This is a genomic window from Rhizobium sp. TH2, from assembly GCF_024707525.1.
Taxonomy (GTDB): domain Bacteria; phylum Pseudomonadota; class Alphaproteobacteria; order Rhizobiales; family Rhizobiaceae; genus Rhizobium_E.
On the sequence record NZ_CP062231.1, the window covers coordinates 4,134,341 to 4,148,792 of the forward strand.

Annotated in this window: 15 protein-coding genes; 6 read left to right on the forward strand and 9 right to left on the reverse strand. The window is 61.7% G+C overall.

What is annotated here, in order from left to right; translation table 11 throughout:
* Window positions 1–5 precede the first annotated feature (5 nt).
* Window positions 6–1,232: a glycosyltransferase family 2 protein gene (locus IHQ71_RS20495; protein ID WP_258158279.1), complete on the forward strand. Its 1,227-nt coding sequence runs from the start codon at window positions 6–8 to the stop codon at window positions 1,230–1,232.
* 161 nt (window positions 1,233–1,393) lie between these two features.
* Here the strand turns inward: IHQ71_RS20495 and IHQ71_RS20500 are convergent, their stop codons facing one another.
* The 3 genes from IHQ71_RS20500 to IHQ71_RS20510 are packed head-to-tail and all read right to left on the reverse strand — an operon-like array spanning window position 1,394 to window position 4,257.
* On the reverse strand, window positions 1,394–2,206 hold the full coding sequence (locus IHQ71_RS20500) for a cephalosporin hydroxylase family protein (protein ID WP_258162897.1): 813 nt from the start codon (window positions 2,204–2,206) through the stop codon (window positions 1,394–1,396).
* Window positions 2,207–2,263: 57 nt separating this feature from the next.
* A complete protein-coding gene (locus tag IHQ71_RS20505; protein ID WP_258158280.1) occupies window positions 2,264–3,481 on the reverse strand; it encodes an FkbM family methyltransferase in 1,218 nt (405 codons plus the stop codon).
* Window positions 3,482–3,534: 53 nt separating this feature from the next.
* On the reverse strand, window positions 3,535–4,257 hold the full coding sequence (locus IHQ71_RS20510) for an FkbM family methyltransferase (protein ID WP_258158281.1): 723 nt from the start codon (window positions 4,255–4,257) through the stop codon (window positions 3,535–3,537).
* Window positions 4,258–4,355: 98 nt separating this feature from the next.
* Here IHQ71_RS20510 and IHQ71_RS20515 point away from each other — a divergent pair, with 98 nt between their 5' ends.
* Window positions 4,356–5,192, forward strand: a complete 837-nt coding sequence (locus tag IHQ71_RS20515) for an NAD(P)-dependent oxidoreductase (protein ID WP_258158282.1) — start codon at window positions 4,356–4,358, stop codon at window positions 5,190–5,192.
* A gap of 55 nt (window positions 5,193–5,247) precedes the next feature.
* Here the strand turns inward: IHQ71_RS20515 and IHQ71_RS20520 are convergent, their stop codons facing one another.
* Window positions 5,248–5,688 (reverse strand): DoxX family protein, encoded by a 441-nt coding sequence (locus IHQ71_RS20520; protein ID WP_258158283.1) that lies wholly within the window; start codon window positions 5,686–5,688, stop codon window positions 5,248–5,250.
* A gap of 208 nt (window positions 5,689–5,896) precedes the next feature.
* Here IHQ71_RS20520 and IHQ71_RS20525 point away from each other — a divergent pair, with 208 nt between their 5' ends.
* The gene (locus tag IHQ71_RS20525; protein WP_258158284.1) at window positions 5,897–6,601 is read left to right on the forward strand and encodes a glutathione S-transferase C-terminal domain-containing protein; all 705 of its coding nucleotides are present in this window, start codon (window positions 5,897–5,899) and stop codon (window positions 6,599–6,601) included.
* Window positions 6,602–6,768: 167 nt separating this feature from the next.
* Here the strand turns inward: IHQ71_RS20525 and IHQ71_RS20530 are convergent, their stop codons facing one another.
* From IHQ71_RS20530 to IHQ71_RS20550, 5 genes are all read right to left on the reverse strand, one after another.
* On the reverse strand, window positions 6,769–7,470 hold the full coding sequence (locus IHQ71_RS20530) for an alpha/beta fold hydrolase (protein ID WP_258158285.1): 702 nt from the start codon (window positions 7,468–7,470) through the stop codon (window positions 6,769–6,771).
* Between the two features lie 26 nt (window positions 7,471–7,496).
* Window positions 7,497–7,928 carry a hypothetical protein gene (locus tag IHQ71_RS20535; RefSeq protein WP_258158286.1) on the reverse strand — a complete coding sequence of 144 codons (432 nt, stop codon included), beginning with the start codon at window positions 7,926–7,928 and terminating at the stop codon, window positions 7,497–7,499.
* Between the two features lie 472 nt (window positions 7,929–8,400).
* Complete coding sequence (gene groL, locus IHQ71_RS20540; protein WP_258158287.1) at window positions 8,401–10,041, reverse strand: chaperonin GroEL; 1,641 nt, start codon at window positions 10,039–10,041, stop codon at window positions 8,401–8,403.
* A gap of 59 nt (window positions 10,042–10,100) precedes the next feature.
* Complete coding sequence (groES, locus tag IHQ71_RS20545; protein ID WP_258158288.1) at window positions 10,101–10,397, reverse strand: co-chaperone GroES; 297 nt, start codon at window positions 10,395–10,397, stop codon at window positions 10,101–10,103.
* A gap of 297 nt (window positions 10,398–10,694) precedes the next feature.
* Complete coding sequence (locus tag IHQ71_RS20550; protein WP_258158289.1) at window positions 10,695–11,477, reverse strand: alpha/beta fold hydrolase; 783 nt, start codon at window positions 11,475–11,477, stop codon at window positions 10,695–10,697.
* Between the two features lie 155 nt (window positions 11,478–11,632).
* On the opposite strand from IHQ71_RS20550, the gene IHQ71_RS20555 reads away from it, so the two are divergent.
* From IHQ71_RS20555 to chrA, 3 genes are all read left to right on the forward strand, one after another.
* Window positions 11,633–12,079, forward strand: a complete 447-nt coding sequence (locus tag IHQ71_RS20555) for a MarR family winged helix-turn-helix transcriptional regulator (RefSeq protein WP_258158290.1) — start codon at window positions 11,633–11,635, stop codon at window positions 12,077–12,079.
* Between the two features lie 176 nt (window positions 12,080–12,255).
* Window positions 12,256–13,083 (forward strand): sulfurtransferase/chromate resistance protein, encoded by an 828-nt coding sequence (locus IHQ71_RS20560; protein WP_258158291.1) that lies wholly within the window; start codon window positions 12,256–12,258, stop codon window positions 13,081–13,083.
* On the forward strand, window positions 13,080–14,450 hold the full coding sequence (gene chrA, locus IHQ71_RS20565) for a chromate efflux transporter (RefSeq protein WP_258158292.1): 1,371 nt from the start codon (window positions 13,080–13,082) through the stop codon (window positions 14,448–14,450). The genes IHQ71_RS20560 and chrA overlap by 4 nt, the downstream gene beginning before the upstream one ends.
* Window positions 14,451–14,452: the final 2 nt, after the last annotated feature.

Sequence of the window (14,452 nt, forward strand, 5' to 3'; positions counted from 1 at the left end):
ATATCATGACCCATGTTCCCACCCTTTCCATCTGCGTGCCCTCGCGCAACCGGCAGGTCTATTTCCAGGCGACCATCCGGGCGCTGACAGCCTCCCTGCGCTCCGACATAGAGCTGGTCTTCGTCGATAATTCCGACGACCCATCTGTCATGGATACCTTCATCGAACCCTATCTCGCCGATCCGCGCGTCAAATACGTGCCTTCCGGCGCGACCGTGCGGCCGATGGTGGACAACTGGGAAGTGGCACTGGAGGCAACGACCGGGCGCTGGATCTCGGTGATCGGCGACGACGACCATATCGATCCGGATGTCGCAGGGCTGCTCACGCGCATCGAAGCGGAGATGCCCGATGTCGAGGCGCTGGATTGGGCACGGCTGTTCTTCACCTGGCCCTATCCGGGCAAGCCGCCCTATTCCAATGTCGTGCAACTGCTGACCGAAATCCATGAAGTGCCCAAGGACCAGCTCAAGGAGCGCGCCTTCCGCTGGGATCATGCCCGCGAAGTGCTGGGCTGCGGCTTCGGCATCTATCACGGCGCGGTCTCGCGCGTGCTGATGGAGCGGATCAAGTCGCTCTCGAAGACCAACCGCTATTTCGAGCACCCGATCGTCGATTACGACAACATTTACAAGCTGATCATGCATGGCAAGCGCTTCGTGCATTGCCGCCGGCCACTCTCAGTCATGGGCGCCTGCCCGCTGAGCAACACGGCGGCTGTCAACGATCTCAAGGACGCGAAGAAGAAGCTCGAAGCCTTCCACAGGGAACACAAGAGCCCGATCGACGACTGGGAATGCTACAAGGATTTCCCTTTCCGCGCCCATCACGGCGTCACTGCCTGCATCGGCATGACGCAGCACTGGTTCGCCAGGGAATATGGATACGACTTCGCGGGCTTCGAGAAAAACTTCGCCAGGTCATGCGCCATCCAGTGCGAGGGGTATCCGACGCGCGAGGAATTCGAGGTGTCGTCGGCGGCCTATCGCGAGGTTTTCGCCAAATGGCAGGGCGGCAGGTTTGCCAAATATTTCAAGCCGGTGTGGAAGGATCGCGACGCGGCACATGCGTTTGGCGGCATGCTTGAGGGCAAGCTTTATCTTTCGGATGCGTATGAGACCGCGGCGACGCCCGCCGAGTATTACGACATGGTCGGGGGGATCATGTTGCCGATCGAGAGCTTGGTCATCGATTTCGAGAATGTGAGGGTTATGCCGGGGGTGGCGGCTTAGGCTGCTGCGGAGTTCGCGGCGCGCCCCTCTGTCACTTCGTGACATCTCCCCCTCAAGGGGGGCGATTGTTTGGAGTGCGAGGCGGCGCCTCTAGCCGATCTCCCCCCTTGAGGGGGAGATGTCCGGCAGGACAGAGGGGGGTGAGCCCCCAGCCGCCCACCTCACACCCGCTTCAAAAACCCATCCGGCGCCGCCGTGATCGTGATCTTGTTCTCGATCCTAAGGTCGATATCGAAATTCAGCTTGCCCCCGTCGCGGGCGGTGCGGCCTTCATTGGCGAGGCGTTTGCGGTATTCCCAGACGGCGGTCTTCGGGTTGTCGCCCTTGCCCCAGGGGCGATCTGCGGTGGAGCCCTCGGGCAGGTCCTCGACGCCGGTATCCCAGACGACGCAATAGGAGCCCGGGCTGACATAGGGCGCATAGAGTTCCAGTTCCGCGAGCACGTGCTCGTGGGTATGGTTGGAATCGAGGAAGACCATAACCCGCTCATAGCCCTCGGCAAGTTTGGCGATCTGGTCCATGATCTCGGGCGCGACAGACGAGCCCTGCAGCAGTTCGATCTTGTGACGCATCGGATGGGCATCGATCGCCGAGCGATTATGCGCGCGGATGTCGATATCGACGCCCACGACCTTGCGGCGGCCGGCGCGCGGATCGAGCACGGTGCCGGCATCGACGGCATCGCAATAATCGAGCATGGCGAGCATCGAGGCGCTCATGACCAGCGAGCCGCCATGGGCGATGCCGGTCTCGATGATCAGGTCCGGGCGGCAGGTCCAGATCAGTTCCTGGATCGCATAGAGATCCTGCGGCACCTGGATGACCGGCCGGCCGAGCCAGGTGAAATTCTGCGCATAGCCATGGCCGATGGCCGCCATCAGCCAGTTGAGCGTCAGCGCCTTGAAGGACGTGTCCTCGCCGATGCCCTTGATATTGCCCTCGACGAGGGTGCGGAAATGTTCGACAGGATCCAAGGTCATTCTCCCTATTCTCGCCGGCGCGGACGCGGTTCGCGCCTCGCTGCCATGGCGTCACATATTGATTTTCTCGTTCGGAATGGCGTAGGCCACCGCGCCAGTGCCGCACCAGCTATGGGTGCGGAACAGGATGCGGCAGTCCGCAAGGTTTTCCATCAGCCAGAGCGGCGTTTTCCAGATGCCGTCGGCATTGTGGTAGACGGTCGCGGCAATGATTGGCCTGCTGCGATGGAATGTTTCGAGGCCGCCCTTCAGCGCATCGAGCTCGCCGCCTTCGAGATGCAGCTTGACGAAGGTCGGTTCCAGATCGAGCGCATCGAGCATGGTGACCGTGACGGTATCCTGTCCGATCGGCGAGATCTGGGAGGCGTAGCCGAGACCGGAATGGAAGCGGGCTTTGCCAGTTTCGGTGCCGAGGGCATCGCCGATGATGCGTGTGCGACGCTCATCAGGCCAATGATCGTTGAATGTCTTTTCAAGCACCGTGCGGTTGGCTGAATCCGGCTCGACGGCGATGATCTCACGCCAGTCCGGGCGGAGACGATCAAGCGCCAGCGAGACGCTGCCATGGTGCGCGCCGCCATCGAGGAAGACAGGATCGGCTTCCAGCGCATCCAGCACTTCGGGGATGGAGAAGCGGTTGTGGTTGGCGACCACGGTGCCATCGAACAGCCACTCCTGCCGCAATTGCCGCCAGGCGAGGAACTGCAGGTGGTGCGCCCGCGAAGCGTCGTCGGCGAAGCCGGAGAGTACGCTGGCGGCATTCCGGTGGTCGGCATCGGAAAGCGGCGGCGCATACCAGCCGTTGGACAGCGAATGGACGGCGCGGAAATTCTCGGCGAAATCGTAGAAGGGTGCGATATGCGCGAAACCGAGATCATCGAGCATCGCTTCCAGCGGCACATAGGGCGCGGTGACGACCGTGACCAGCACGAGATGGCTCTGCATGAGATGCGCGGGCGCGGCATCGGGCGCATAGATGGGCTTGTCGCGCCACAGGGGATGTTCGCCGAGCGTATCCGCATTGCGGTCGATGACGAAATCGAAATCGCGGCCGACTTCGGCGAGAAACTCCTTCGCCATCTGGCCGAGATTGCCGGCGCCATAGAGGGCGAGCGGCAAGTTGGTTGGCAGAGTAGGGAAATCCGTTCTGGAGGCAGCGATCTCATCAAGCAGCCGCAGCGCTTCGGCGGTCGAAGGCGGCGCGGCGAAGTGCCGGGCGCGATATCGCCCGGTGCCGATGCTGTCCTTGCTTGCCGCCAACTGGGCCAATCGGAGTCCTCTGTCTGTGACCATCCAACTACAATGAACACACTTGCCCGGAGCTAGAGCCGGGCCGCATGGATATCCCACCAATGGGTCCGGTCGGCGATGCGGTTGCCTTCGCGGTCGCGCACGGTGGAGGCGTAAAGCTCGATGATGTCTTCATGCGAAAGCCACCCACCGGCGATTTCATCGCCCAGCGGGCCGGACGCACCCTTGGGAAAGGCCATTCCGCTCGTCTCGTCGCGGAGATCGGGCACCATCGACTGGTCGAGCAACTTGAAACCATTATAGCCCGCCGAGGCGAGGATATCGAGATACTGGAAACCGAAGCGGCAATCCTCGACGCTGACGCGGGCGGGGAGCAATTCGAGAGAGTTGAGCTGTTCGAGCACCTGGAGATCGACGCCCTCGACGTCGATCTTGAGATAATATGGCACGCCGTGTTCGGCGAACAACTCGCCCAGCGTCATCGAGCGCACGGTGATCGGCTGCGTCTGGCTGTTGTCGCGGCCGGCCCAGCCGGTCTCGATCGAGCTCCAGTGGTCGTTGTCGAGATTGACGTGGAAGGTCACCTCGCCGGATTGATCCCAGATCGCGGCATTGACGATGGCGAGCTTGTCCTCAACGATCGCATCGGCAAAGCGCGCCTCGGCCTTCCGGCAGAGCCCCGGATTGGCCTCCAGCGCCACGACCTTGAAACCTTTGCGCAGGTAGAAGCCGGTGTCGTCGCCATTGTTCATGCCGAGGTCGGCGACCAGCCTGCTTTCGAAGGCGTATTCCATTGTGCCATCCTTTTGAGCGGCTCGTTGGCTACTCTGATATTCCATGGCGGCTTGCCCGTGGCTAATGTCGCTAGCGATTCGCCGATACTGAGGATGACATGAAAAAGAGGATCCTGCTCACCGGAGCGTCGGGCTTCGTCGGACGGCAGGTGGCGCGTGCGCTGATCGAGGCCGGGCATGGGCTTGTCGTGACCATGCGGCCCGGCGGCCTGGAGCGTTCCGGCCTCGGCGCTCACGAGGCCGATGTCATTGAGACGCCGGATCTTTTCGCGGAGAGCGAGGCCTGGTGGGCGCCGCCTATGGCAGGCGTCGATGCGGTGATCCATGCCGCCTGGTCTGTCGAACCCGGGAAATATCTCGATTCATCGCGCAATGTGGACTGCGTCGCGGGCAGTCTTCGGCTCGCGGATGCGGCGAGACGCGCCGGGGTCGGGCAGTTCATCGGCATCGGCACCTGTTTCGAATACCGCCTGCCCAATGACCGCATCACGGCCGACGCGCCGCTCGGTCCGGTAACCCTCTATGCCGCCGCCAAGCTCGCGCTCTATCACATGCTGGAACGGCGGTTCGCGGAGACCGGCACGCAACTGACCTGGGCACGGCTGTTCTATCTCTTCGGCGTGGGCGAACACCCCGCACGGTTGTTTCCGATGCTGCATCGGAAGCTCGCGGCCGGCGAGATGGTCGAGCTTTCGTCAGGCGACAAGATCCGGGATTTTCTCGATGTGGCCGAGGCGGGCAGCATGATCGCACGCGTAGCCGGGAGCGAACAGGCCGGCGTGGTCAATATCTGTTCCGGCAAACCGGTGACGATCCGCGAGATCGCCGAGGAGATCGCCGATATCCACGGCCGGCGCGACCTCCTGCGCTTCGGCACGGCAAACGTCCATCCGCGCGATCCGTTTGCCGTGGTGGGCGTGCCCAATATTCTCTAGGCAAAAGAAAACCCGCCGGATCGCTCCGGCGGGTTTCGACTTGTGATGTCGGGTATCAGGCGAGCGCGGGCTGAGCCACACCGCGGCGGGCATCGATCGACCAGGCACCGGCACCGACCGCGGCAAGCGCCAGGAAGCCACCGGCGATGGTGATGTTCTTCCACATCATCAGGCCGTTGAACATGGTCAGCAGGTCATTCGCGCCCTGCGGGAAATCAGGAATGGCAATCGAGCCCGAGTGGAAGACGAGGCCGGTAAACAGGCCGAAGGCGGCCAGCGCCACGGCGGCGATCTTGGTCTGGAAGCCGACCAGCACGGCAAGGCCGGCGACGACTTCAAACAGGCCGGCAAGATAGGCGAGTGCGGTGGCGGCGGGCAGGCCGGCGCCGGTGATCATATAGGCAGTCTGGCCCGGATCGACGAGCTTGGAGGCACCGGACATGATGAACATGACCGAGAGGAGGACGCGGGCAGCGAGGAGAATTGCATTGTTCATGGAAGTGACTCCGTTGGATTTCGTTGGAGCCTTTCAACCACTTTTCCGCTGTCTACGATAGATAGCAAAAGATGCACATATCGTGCACTAATATTGAACGATATCCCTCTTGAAATGTGGCTGGAATTGGGCATCTGTCGCTTGTCGTGGCCGATACATGTATTTACGTTGCCGGCACCATACTTTTCCGCACTCAAAGGATCCCTGCATGGCCGACCTCTCTTCTTTCAAGATCACCCAGCGCTGGCCCGCCGCCAACCCCGACGTGATCCAGCTCTATTCGCTGCCGACGCCGAATGGCATCAAGGTCTCCGCCATGCTGGAGGAAACCGGCCTCGCCTATGAGCCGCATCTCGTCAATTTCAGCAACAACGACCAGCTGACGCCGGAATTCCTGTCGCTCAATCCCAACAACAAGATCCCCGCGATCATCGACCCCAACGGCCCCGATGGAAAGCCGCTGGCGCTGTTCGAGAGTGGTGCGATCCTGTTCTATCTCGCGGAAAAGTCCGGCAAGTTCCTCCCCCAGGACGGCGCGGGTCGCTACGAGACCCTGCAATGGGTGATGTTCCAGATGGGCGGCCCCGGCCCGATGTTCGGCCAGGTCGGCTTTTTCGTGAAATTCGCCGGCAAGCACATCGTGGATCCCCGCCCGCGCCAGCGCTATCTCGACGAAGCCAGGCGCCTGCTCGGCGTCATCGAAGGCCGGCTCAACGGCCGCGACTACATGATGGGCAGCGACTACACGATCGCCGACATCGCGCTCTGGCCCTGGCTCCGCACCATCAACGGCTTCTACGGCGCCGGCGAACTGGTCGGCATCAAGGGCTTCCCAAGGGTGCTGGATTACGTCAAGCGCTGCGAGGAGCGTCCGGCGAGCATCAAGGCCGTCAATATCCCGGCGCGTGGTTGATAAGAAGTCCCCGCCCCAAACCCCTCCCCACAAGGGGGAGGGGCTTAACCGGCGGCACCCTCACCGCAAAAACAGCAACGCCGCGGCGTGTGGAAATGGTAGTTGAGGCGGACAGTGCGACAACGTAAGCCCCTCCCTTGTGGGGAGGGGTTGGGGCGGGGTCTTTCTTAAACTCCACCAATCACATCGCGCAGGATTGCGTTAAACGCTTCGGGCCGTTCCATCGGCACGTAATGCCCGCAATCCTCGATGACATGCAGCCGGCCATTCCGGGTGAGTCCGGTCTGCCGCGCCGAGGATTCCGGGCCGGGTGCGGTATCGTCCGCACCGGTGACGAAGACGACCGGGATTTCCAGTTTCGAGAGTAACGCCTCCCGATCTGGCCGCGTATGAAACACGCTGACGCCACGCGCGATGTCTTCCGAGGGATGACTGAGCGCAAGTTGAAGCGCCTCTGATCGCGCTTCGGCATTGCTGTCTGCAAATAGTGGATTCCAGAAGGTCGCCCACGCCGCTTCGACACCCGCCTGCTCCAAAATATGCAATGCACTTGCATGGAGTTCGGGATTCGGCCGGTGCCTGGCATTGGTGCCGATCAGCACGAGTGCCGCGACGCGCTCGGGCGCGATGCTAGCCACTTCAAGGGCACAGGAGCCGCCGACAGAGTTCCCGACGACAATCATCCGCTCCTCCTTAACAGGGCTCAGTGCGGCGGTCGCCCACTCGCGCATGGTATCGCCATGGCCGTAGAGCGTTGGCGCATATGTCGAATCGGGAAGGAGGTCCACCTGCGCCGACCACATCCTGCCGTCCAGCGGCAGCGCATGCAGGAAAAGAATGCCGATCCTTGCGTGTGATGTCGTGGCCACAGCCATCCTTCACGTCAGAGGAGGCGTCAATGGCCCGAGGTCTCGACGGGCATGCGGGGAAAGATGAATACGCCGGCCATGCGGCCATTGTTGTGCTCACCGAAGCCGCTGGATTCGCCGATGCAGACCAGCGGCTGGCGCTCACCTGGACCGGTGACGATGTGCGTGGAGAAGCAGAAGGACGAGGCCGACGAAGAGGCATTCTCGAGCAGCTCGAGAATGCTGATCCTGTCCGCCGCATCGTAGCATCGCAGCAGGGTCAGCAGGCCGCACTCGCCGCCTGCGAGTCCATGCAATTGCTCACTGAGCGTTCCGAGCTGGAACAGGCCATTGGCCAGATCACCGCTCCATTCGTCGGTGACGCAGAACTTGTCGAGAGCCGACGACTCGAAACCGCTTTCAAAGCGTTCCTGAGGAAGCTGCGCCGCAGGTGCTTTCACCTTGGATATTCTGAACACTGCCTGCCCCCGCCCCTCTTCCGCCGACCTGCCGCGAACTCTCTGCTTTACTCATGGTAGATAAGTAAGTTTGCCCTGTAGGCGGCAAGATTGCGCTGATTCAATGACACATTAATCCAACAGTCGGCAGAAAAAACAGCATTCGTCCGAGCGCGACCATAAAACATGATACTATGTCATGTTTTTGGCTTCCCATTCAACTGGACGGCAGGTATCCGGACCCCATTTCCTCGAATCGAAGGCAATTCATATAAGAGATTTCATCCGCTCGGCAATAGAGAATCCCCACGCCCTGTGCTTTGGTCGAAAATACTTGGTCACTCGCCAGAGTAAACGGTTCCGTTATTTCTTTTCTTGACGCCGAATAAGCCTTTTGGCGCATGCAGATAGCGGATTACCTTGGTCAAACGAAAAGGGGCGTCCCTCAGGACGCCCCTATCTACATTAGACGGTGGTAATAGGCTTGAGCCTATTACATCATGTCCATGCCGCCCATGCCGCCCATGCCGCCAGGCATGCCGCCAGCGGCATCCTTCTTCGGCAGCTCGGCGATCATCGCTTCGGTGGTGATCAGCAGCGAGGCGACAGAAGCAGCGTTCTGCAGCGCGGTGCGGACAACCTTGACCGGGTCGACGATGCCCATGGTGATCATGTCGCCATATTCAGAGGTCTGGGCGTTGTAGCCGAAGTTCTCTTCGTTCTTCTCGAGGATCTTGCCCACGACGATCGAAGCTTCGTCACCGGCGTTCTCGGCGATCTGGCGAACCAGCGACTGCAGAGCGCGGCGAACGATGTTGATGCCGGCTTCCTGATCGTCGTTTTCACCCTTGGAGGTGATCTTGGTCGAGGAGCGGAGAAGAGCGACGCCACCACCGGCAACGATACCTTCCTGGACGGCAGCGCGGGTCGCGTTGAGCGCGTCGTCGATGCGGTCCTTCTTTTCCTTGACTTCGACTTCCGTCGAGCCGCCGACGCGGATCACGGCAACGCCGCCAGCGAGCTTGGCAAGGCGTTCCTGCAGCTTCTCGCGGTCGTAATCGGAGGTGGTTTCCTCGATCTGCGCCTTGATCTGGGTGACGCGGCCTTCGATGTCGGACTTCTGGCCGGCACCGTCGACGATCGTGGTGTTTTCCTTGGTGATCGACACCTTCTTGGCGCGGCCCAGCATGTCGAGGGTCACGTTTTCGAGCTTGATGCCGATGTCTTCGGAGATCACGGTGCCGCCGGTCAGGATGGCGATGTCTTCGAGCATTGCCTTGCGGCGGTCGCCGAAGCCGGGAGCCTTGACGGCAGCGATCTTGAGGCCGCCACGGAGCTTGTTGACGACGAGGGTCGCAAGCGCTTCGCCTTCGACGTCTTCAGCAATGATGAGCAGCGGACGCGAGGTCTGGACGACAGCTTCGAGCACCGGCAGCATGGCCTGGAGGTTCGAGAGCTTCTTCTCATGGAGAAGAACGTAGACGTCGTCGAGATCGGCGACCATCTTTTCGGCGTTGGTCACGAAGTACGGCGAGAGATAGCCGCGGTCGAACTGCATGCCTTCGACGACTTCGAGTTCGGTTTCGGCGGTCTTGGCTTCTTCAACCGTGATGACGCCTTCGTTGCCGACCTTCTGCATGGCTTCGGCAATGTCGAGACCGACCTGCTTGTCGCCGTTTGCGGAGATCGTGCCGACCTGTGCGACTTCTTCCGAGGTCGAGATCTTCTTTGCCTTGCGGGCAAGATCCTTGACGACTTCGGAGACAGCGAGGTCGATGCCGCGCTTGAGGTCCATCGGGTTCATGCCGGCGGCAACGGCCTTGTTGCCTTCGCGGATGATCGAGGCGGCGAGAACGGTCGCGGTCGTGGTGCCGTCGCCGGCGATGTCGTTGGTCTTCGAAGCGACTTCGCGGACCATCTGGGCGCCCATGTTCTCGAACTTGTCTTCAAGTTCGATTTCCTTGGCGACCGAGACGCCGTCCTTGGTGATGCGCGGAGCGCCGAAGGACTTGTCGATGATGACGTTGCGGCCCTTGGGACCGAGGGTGACCTTCACCGCGTCAGCGAGAATGTCGACGCCGCGCAGCATCTTTTCGCGTGCGGTGCGGCCAAACTTGATTTCTTTTGCAGCCATTTTAGAAAACTCCCGGGCTCAGTGCCCATTGGTTGTCATGGATTGAAGGGATCCGGCAATCAGCCGATAACGCCCATGATGTCGGATTCCTTCATGATCAGAAGGTCTTCGCCGTTCACCTTGACTTCGGTGCCCGACCACTTGCCGAACAGAACGCGGTCGCCGGCCTTGACATCAAGAGCAACGAGCGAGCCCTTGTCGTCACGAACGCCGGAGCCGACAGCGACGATTTCGCCTTCCTGCGGCTTTTCCTTGGCGGTGTCGGGGATGATGATGCCGCCCTTGGTCTTTTCTTCGGATTCCACGCGGCGTACGACGACGCGGTCATGGAGCGGACGGAAATTGATGTCTGCCATCGTTAGTTTCCTCGATCAAATAGATTGCCGGGTCTTCTCCGGATGAATGGATTGTTAGCACTCGTCTCCTTGGAGTGCTAGCGGCGTGGATTTAGGCTTCACGTGTTCGTGAGTCAAGGTTGAGCTCGTGAAATATTTTTAACGGAATGGTGAATGGGCGACGGCCGGGTTTCGAGCTTTCACACTGCCAGCAGCGAGGTCGCTGGAAGATGGATGCCCGGCCCAAACTGAAGGCGGCCGGGAAACGTGGCTTCCCGGCCGCAATGGCTTGATCTTGGGCTCTCACAGACTGCGGACTTATTTCGCCTCGCTCGCCGCCTTCTCGATAAGGTCTGCGACGGCCTTGGGGTTGGACACATAGACGGCGTGGCTGCCGGGGACTTCCTTGACGGTCGAGCCGGCGCGGCTTGCCATCATGCGCTGGGCCGGCGGCGGGATCATCCGGTCGTCGGAAGCGACGAGGTAGTGGCTCGGCTTGCTCTTCCAGGCCGGATCGGTGACGGCGCCAGTCAAAGCGCCCAGGCCCCACGGAACCTGGGAGTCGGCCATGAAGGCGGCGGTGTCGGCATCGACATCGGCGGCGAAGGAAGCGGCGAACTTGGCCTTGTCGAGGAACAGGAAGCCATCGACCGGCGGCAGGATCGGCGGAACGGCAGCACCCTCCGGCGGATTGGCGATCAGCGTCGAGATCGACTCGCCCTTGTCGGGGGCAAAGGCGGCGACATAGACCAGCGACTTGACCTTCTCGTCGGTGCCGGCTTCGCTGACCACGACGCCGCCATAGGAATGGCCGACGAGAACCACGGGGCCGTCGAACTGGGCAATGGTGCGCTTGGTCACCGCCACGTCATCGGCAAGCGACACGGTCGGGTTCTGGACGATGGCGACATTGTAGCCGTCCTTCTTCAGGATGTCGTAGACGCCCTTCCAGCCCGAACCATCGACGAAGCCGCCGTGAACGAGGACGATGTTCTTGACGCCGGTGGGTTCGGCATGGGCGATTGTTGCGCCGGTGGTGGCGGTGACGACGACGGAAGCGGCCAGCGCTGCGGCGGCGGCGATCAGGGTGTTGTTGGTCATTTGGGTATCTCCTCTGGGGTTGCCTATTTCGCGATAACCATTATTGCGATAATTAATATCTAACCGAAGATGATTCCTTTGTCCAGAAGTTTTTTATCGCGATAATCATTTTTGTGATAAGGTGCTCTCAACACTTCGATAAAAGGATTCGTTTCATGACCGAACCACCGCTTTTGCCGCTCGACAGCCAGCTCTGTTTTTCCATCTACTCGGCGGGAATCGCCATCAACCGGGTCTACAAGCCGATGCTCGACGAGTTAGGCGTCACCTATACCCAGTATCTCGTCCTCTCCACGCTGTGGGAACTGGACGGCTTGACGATCACGGCGATCTCCGACCGGCTGTGGCTCGAGCCCTCCACCATCACGCCGGCGGTCAAGCGGCTCGAAGCCGCGGGCTATGTCGAGCGCCGCCGCAACAAGGAGGACGAACGCCTCGTCCAGGTGTTTCTAAGCACCAAGGGCAAGGACCTGCATGCCAGGACCGGATGCCTGACCCAAACGCTGCTCGAGCGATCGGGCTTTTCGGTGCCTGAGATGATCGCCCTGAACGAAAAGGTACAGAAGCTGAGAAGCGGCATGCGAGAGACCACACCTACGTGAGTATGGTGAAGAGCCAGCCGGCACGATCGGAACACCTTCGCGCTGGGCTGCCGGCGGTTATCACGCATTGACAGGCCCCGCACTTTGGGCCAGAAAGCTCCCATGGAGTGTGCGAATACTCCACGAGGCGTCATGCTGCAGTTTCGCATCCCGATTTCAAATTGCGGAGCAAACCCATGGCGAACTTTGGTTCGATTTCGGCTGACAAGCTTTTCAAGCTCATCGGCACCCCCCAATCCCCTGTTATCATTGACGTGCGCGACGACGACGATTTCGCCGCGATTCCATCCCTCATCCCCTCCTCGATCCGACTTGATTATTCCACCGTCGATACCTGGGCCGGCGACTTTGCTAGGCGCCAGGTCGTCGTGGTCTGCAAGCGTGGCAAGAAACTTTCCGAGGGCGTGGCCGCCTTCCTCAGGCTCGCCGGCGCCGCGGCGGAAGTTCTCGACGGTGGCACCGAAGCCTGGATCGAGGCCGGCCTGCCGATGGTGCCGGTGGCGCGGATTCCTGGCGGCGCGGTGACCGGCAACACGCTCTGGGTTACCCGCTCGCGCCCGAAGATCGACCGCATCGCCTGCCCCTGGCTGATCCGGCGTTTCGTCGATCCGCAGGCAAGGTTCCTTTTCGTCACGGCATCCGAAGTCGAAGCGGTAACCGAGAAGTTCGGTGCCACGCCCTTCGACATCGAGGGCGTCTTCTGGAGCCATCGCGGCGAGACCTGCACCTTCGACACGATGATCGAGGAATTCGCGCTCGACATTCCCGCACTCCACCGCCTTGCCGAGGTTGTGCGCGGAGCCGACACGGATCGCCATGATCTTGCCCCTCAGGCTGCGGGGCTGCTGGCCGTTTCGCTCGGCCTCTCTCGCATGCATTCAAGCGATCTCGCCCAGTTGGAAGACGGCATGCTGGTCTATGACGCCTTCTATCGCTGGGCGCGCGACGCGACGGAAGAGCGCCACACCTGGGAAGCGCATGCGCCGCGGCGGGCCAAGCCATGACGGCGGGCATTGAGACCGCGGCCCGGCCGGAGCAGACAGCTCCCGCCGAGGCCCCCTCGTTCTCCGAAGCGACTCGGGTCTGGACGAAAATCGGGTTTCTTTCCTTCGGCGGACCGGCGGGCCAGATCGCGCTGATGCACAAGGAACTGGTCGACGAGCGGCGCTGGATATCCGAGAGCCGCTTTCTGCATGCGCTGAATTTCTGCATGCTGTTGCCGGGGCCGGAAGCGCAGCAACTGGCGACCTATATCGGCTGGCTCATGCACGGCTGGCGCGGCGGCGTGGTGGCCGGCACACTGTTCGTGCTGCCGGGCTTTCTGGTGATGCTCGGGCTTTCCACGGCTTATGCGCTGTGGGGAGAGACCGATTGGCTCGGCAGCCTGTTCTTCGGGCTCAAGGCGGCGGTGCTCGCCATCGTCATCGAGGCAGTGATCCGGATCGGCAAAAGGTCGCTGAAGACCAACGCCATGAAGGCGATCGCGCTCCTCGCGTTCCTCGCGCTCTTCCTGCTGAACGCACCGTTTCCGCTGGTAATCCTGCTGGCGGGTATCGCCGGCTATGTCCTGTTCCGGACCGGCGCCAGGACGCCGGCAATCGGGCATGGCGCAGCGGTCGAAGTCGCCGACAACCTGCGCACCGACCATCGCGCCTCGCCGAAAGGCGCCTTGGCCGCCGTCATTCTCTGGGGCGCATTATGGGCGCTGCCCTTCGTCCTCATCTGGATGGCGGGCAATCCCGGACAATACTCGGAGATCGGCAGCTTCTTTTCCAAGATGGCGGTGGTAACCTTCGGCGGCGCCTATGCCGTGCTTTCCTATGTCGCCCAGCAGGCGGTGGACCATTATCACTGGCTGCGGCCGGGCGAAATGCTCGACGGGCTGGCGCTCGCCGAGACGACGCCGGGGCCGCTGGTGCTGGTGCTCACCTTCACCGGCTTCATGGCCGCCTACCGCAATCCCGGTGGCCTGCCGCCGCTGGCGGGCGGCATCACGGGCGCGATCCTCACGACTTGGGTGACCTTCGTGCCCTGCTTCCTGTGGATTTTCCTCGGTGCCCCGTGGATCGAGAGGCTCCGCGAGAACAAGGCGCTGGCCAGCGCGCTGGCGGCGATCTCGGCGGCGGTCACGGGGGTGATCCTCAACCTCGCGATCTGGTTTGCGCTGCATGTGCTCTTCGCCCGGGTGGACACGCTGCGCGCCGGACCCTTCGCGGTCGCATCGCCCGAATGGACGACGCTGGATCCGTCAGCACTGGTTCTGGCGCTCGCCTCGGCCATCCTGCTCTTCCGTCTCAAGGCCGGCACCTTCGCCACGCTCGCGATCTGCGGCACGGCTGGCATGGTGCTGAAATATTTGGGCCTCGCCTGAGG

Excerpts from the sequence above, each read along its gene's own strand:
- IHQ71_RS20510 (WP_258158281.1), bottom strand. The coding sequence starts at position 4,257 with ATGGAATACGCCTTCGAAAGCAGGCTGGTCGCCGACCTCGGCATGAAC.
- groL (WP_258158287.1), bottom strand. The coding sequence starts at position 10,041 with ATGGCTGCAAAAGAAATCAAGTTTGGCCGCACCGCACGCGAAAAGATG.
- groES (WP_258158288.1), bottom strand. The coding sequence starts at position 10,397 with ATGGCAGACATCAATTTCCGTCCGCTCCATGACCGCGTCGTCGTACGC.
- IHQ71_RS20520 (WP_258158283.1), bottom strand. The coding sequence starts at position 5,688 with ATGAACAATGCAATTCTCCTCGCTGCCCGCGTCCTCCTCTCGGTCATG.
- IHQ71_RS20555 (WP_258158290.1), top strand. The coding sequence starts at position 11,633 with ATGACCGAACCACCGCTTTTGCCGCTCGACAGCCAGCTCTGTTTTTCC.
- chrA (WP_258158292.1), top strand. The coding sequence starts at position 13,080 with ATGACGGCGGGCATTGAGACCGCGGCCCGGCCGGAGCAGACAGCTCCC.
- IHQ71_RS20515 (WP_258158282.1), top strand. The coding sequence starts at position 4,356 with ATGAAAAAGAGGATCCTGCTCACCGGAGCGTCGGGCTTCGTCGGACGG.
- IHQ71_RS20495 (WP_258158279.1), top strand. The coding sequence starts at position 6 with ATGACCCATGTTCCCACCCTTTCCATCTGCGTGCCCTCGCGCAACCGG.
- IHQ71_RS20560 (WP_258158291.1), top strand. The coding sequence starts at position 12,256 with ATGGCGAACTTTGGTTCGATTTCGGCTGACAAGCTTTTCAAGCTCATC.
- IHQ71_RS20525 (WP_258158284.1), top strand. The coding sequence starts at position 5,897 with ATGGCCGACCTCTCTTCTTTCAAGATCACCCAGCGCTGGCCCGCCGCC.
- IHQ71_RS20550 (WP_258158289.1), bottom strand. The coding sequence starts at position 11,477 with ATGACCAACAACACCCTGATCGCCGCCGCCGCAGCGCTGGCCGCTTCC.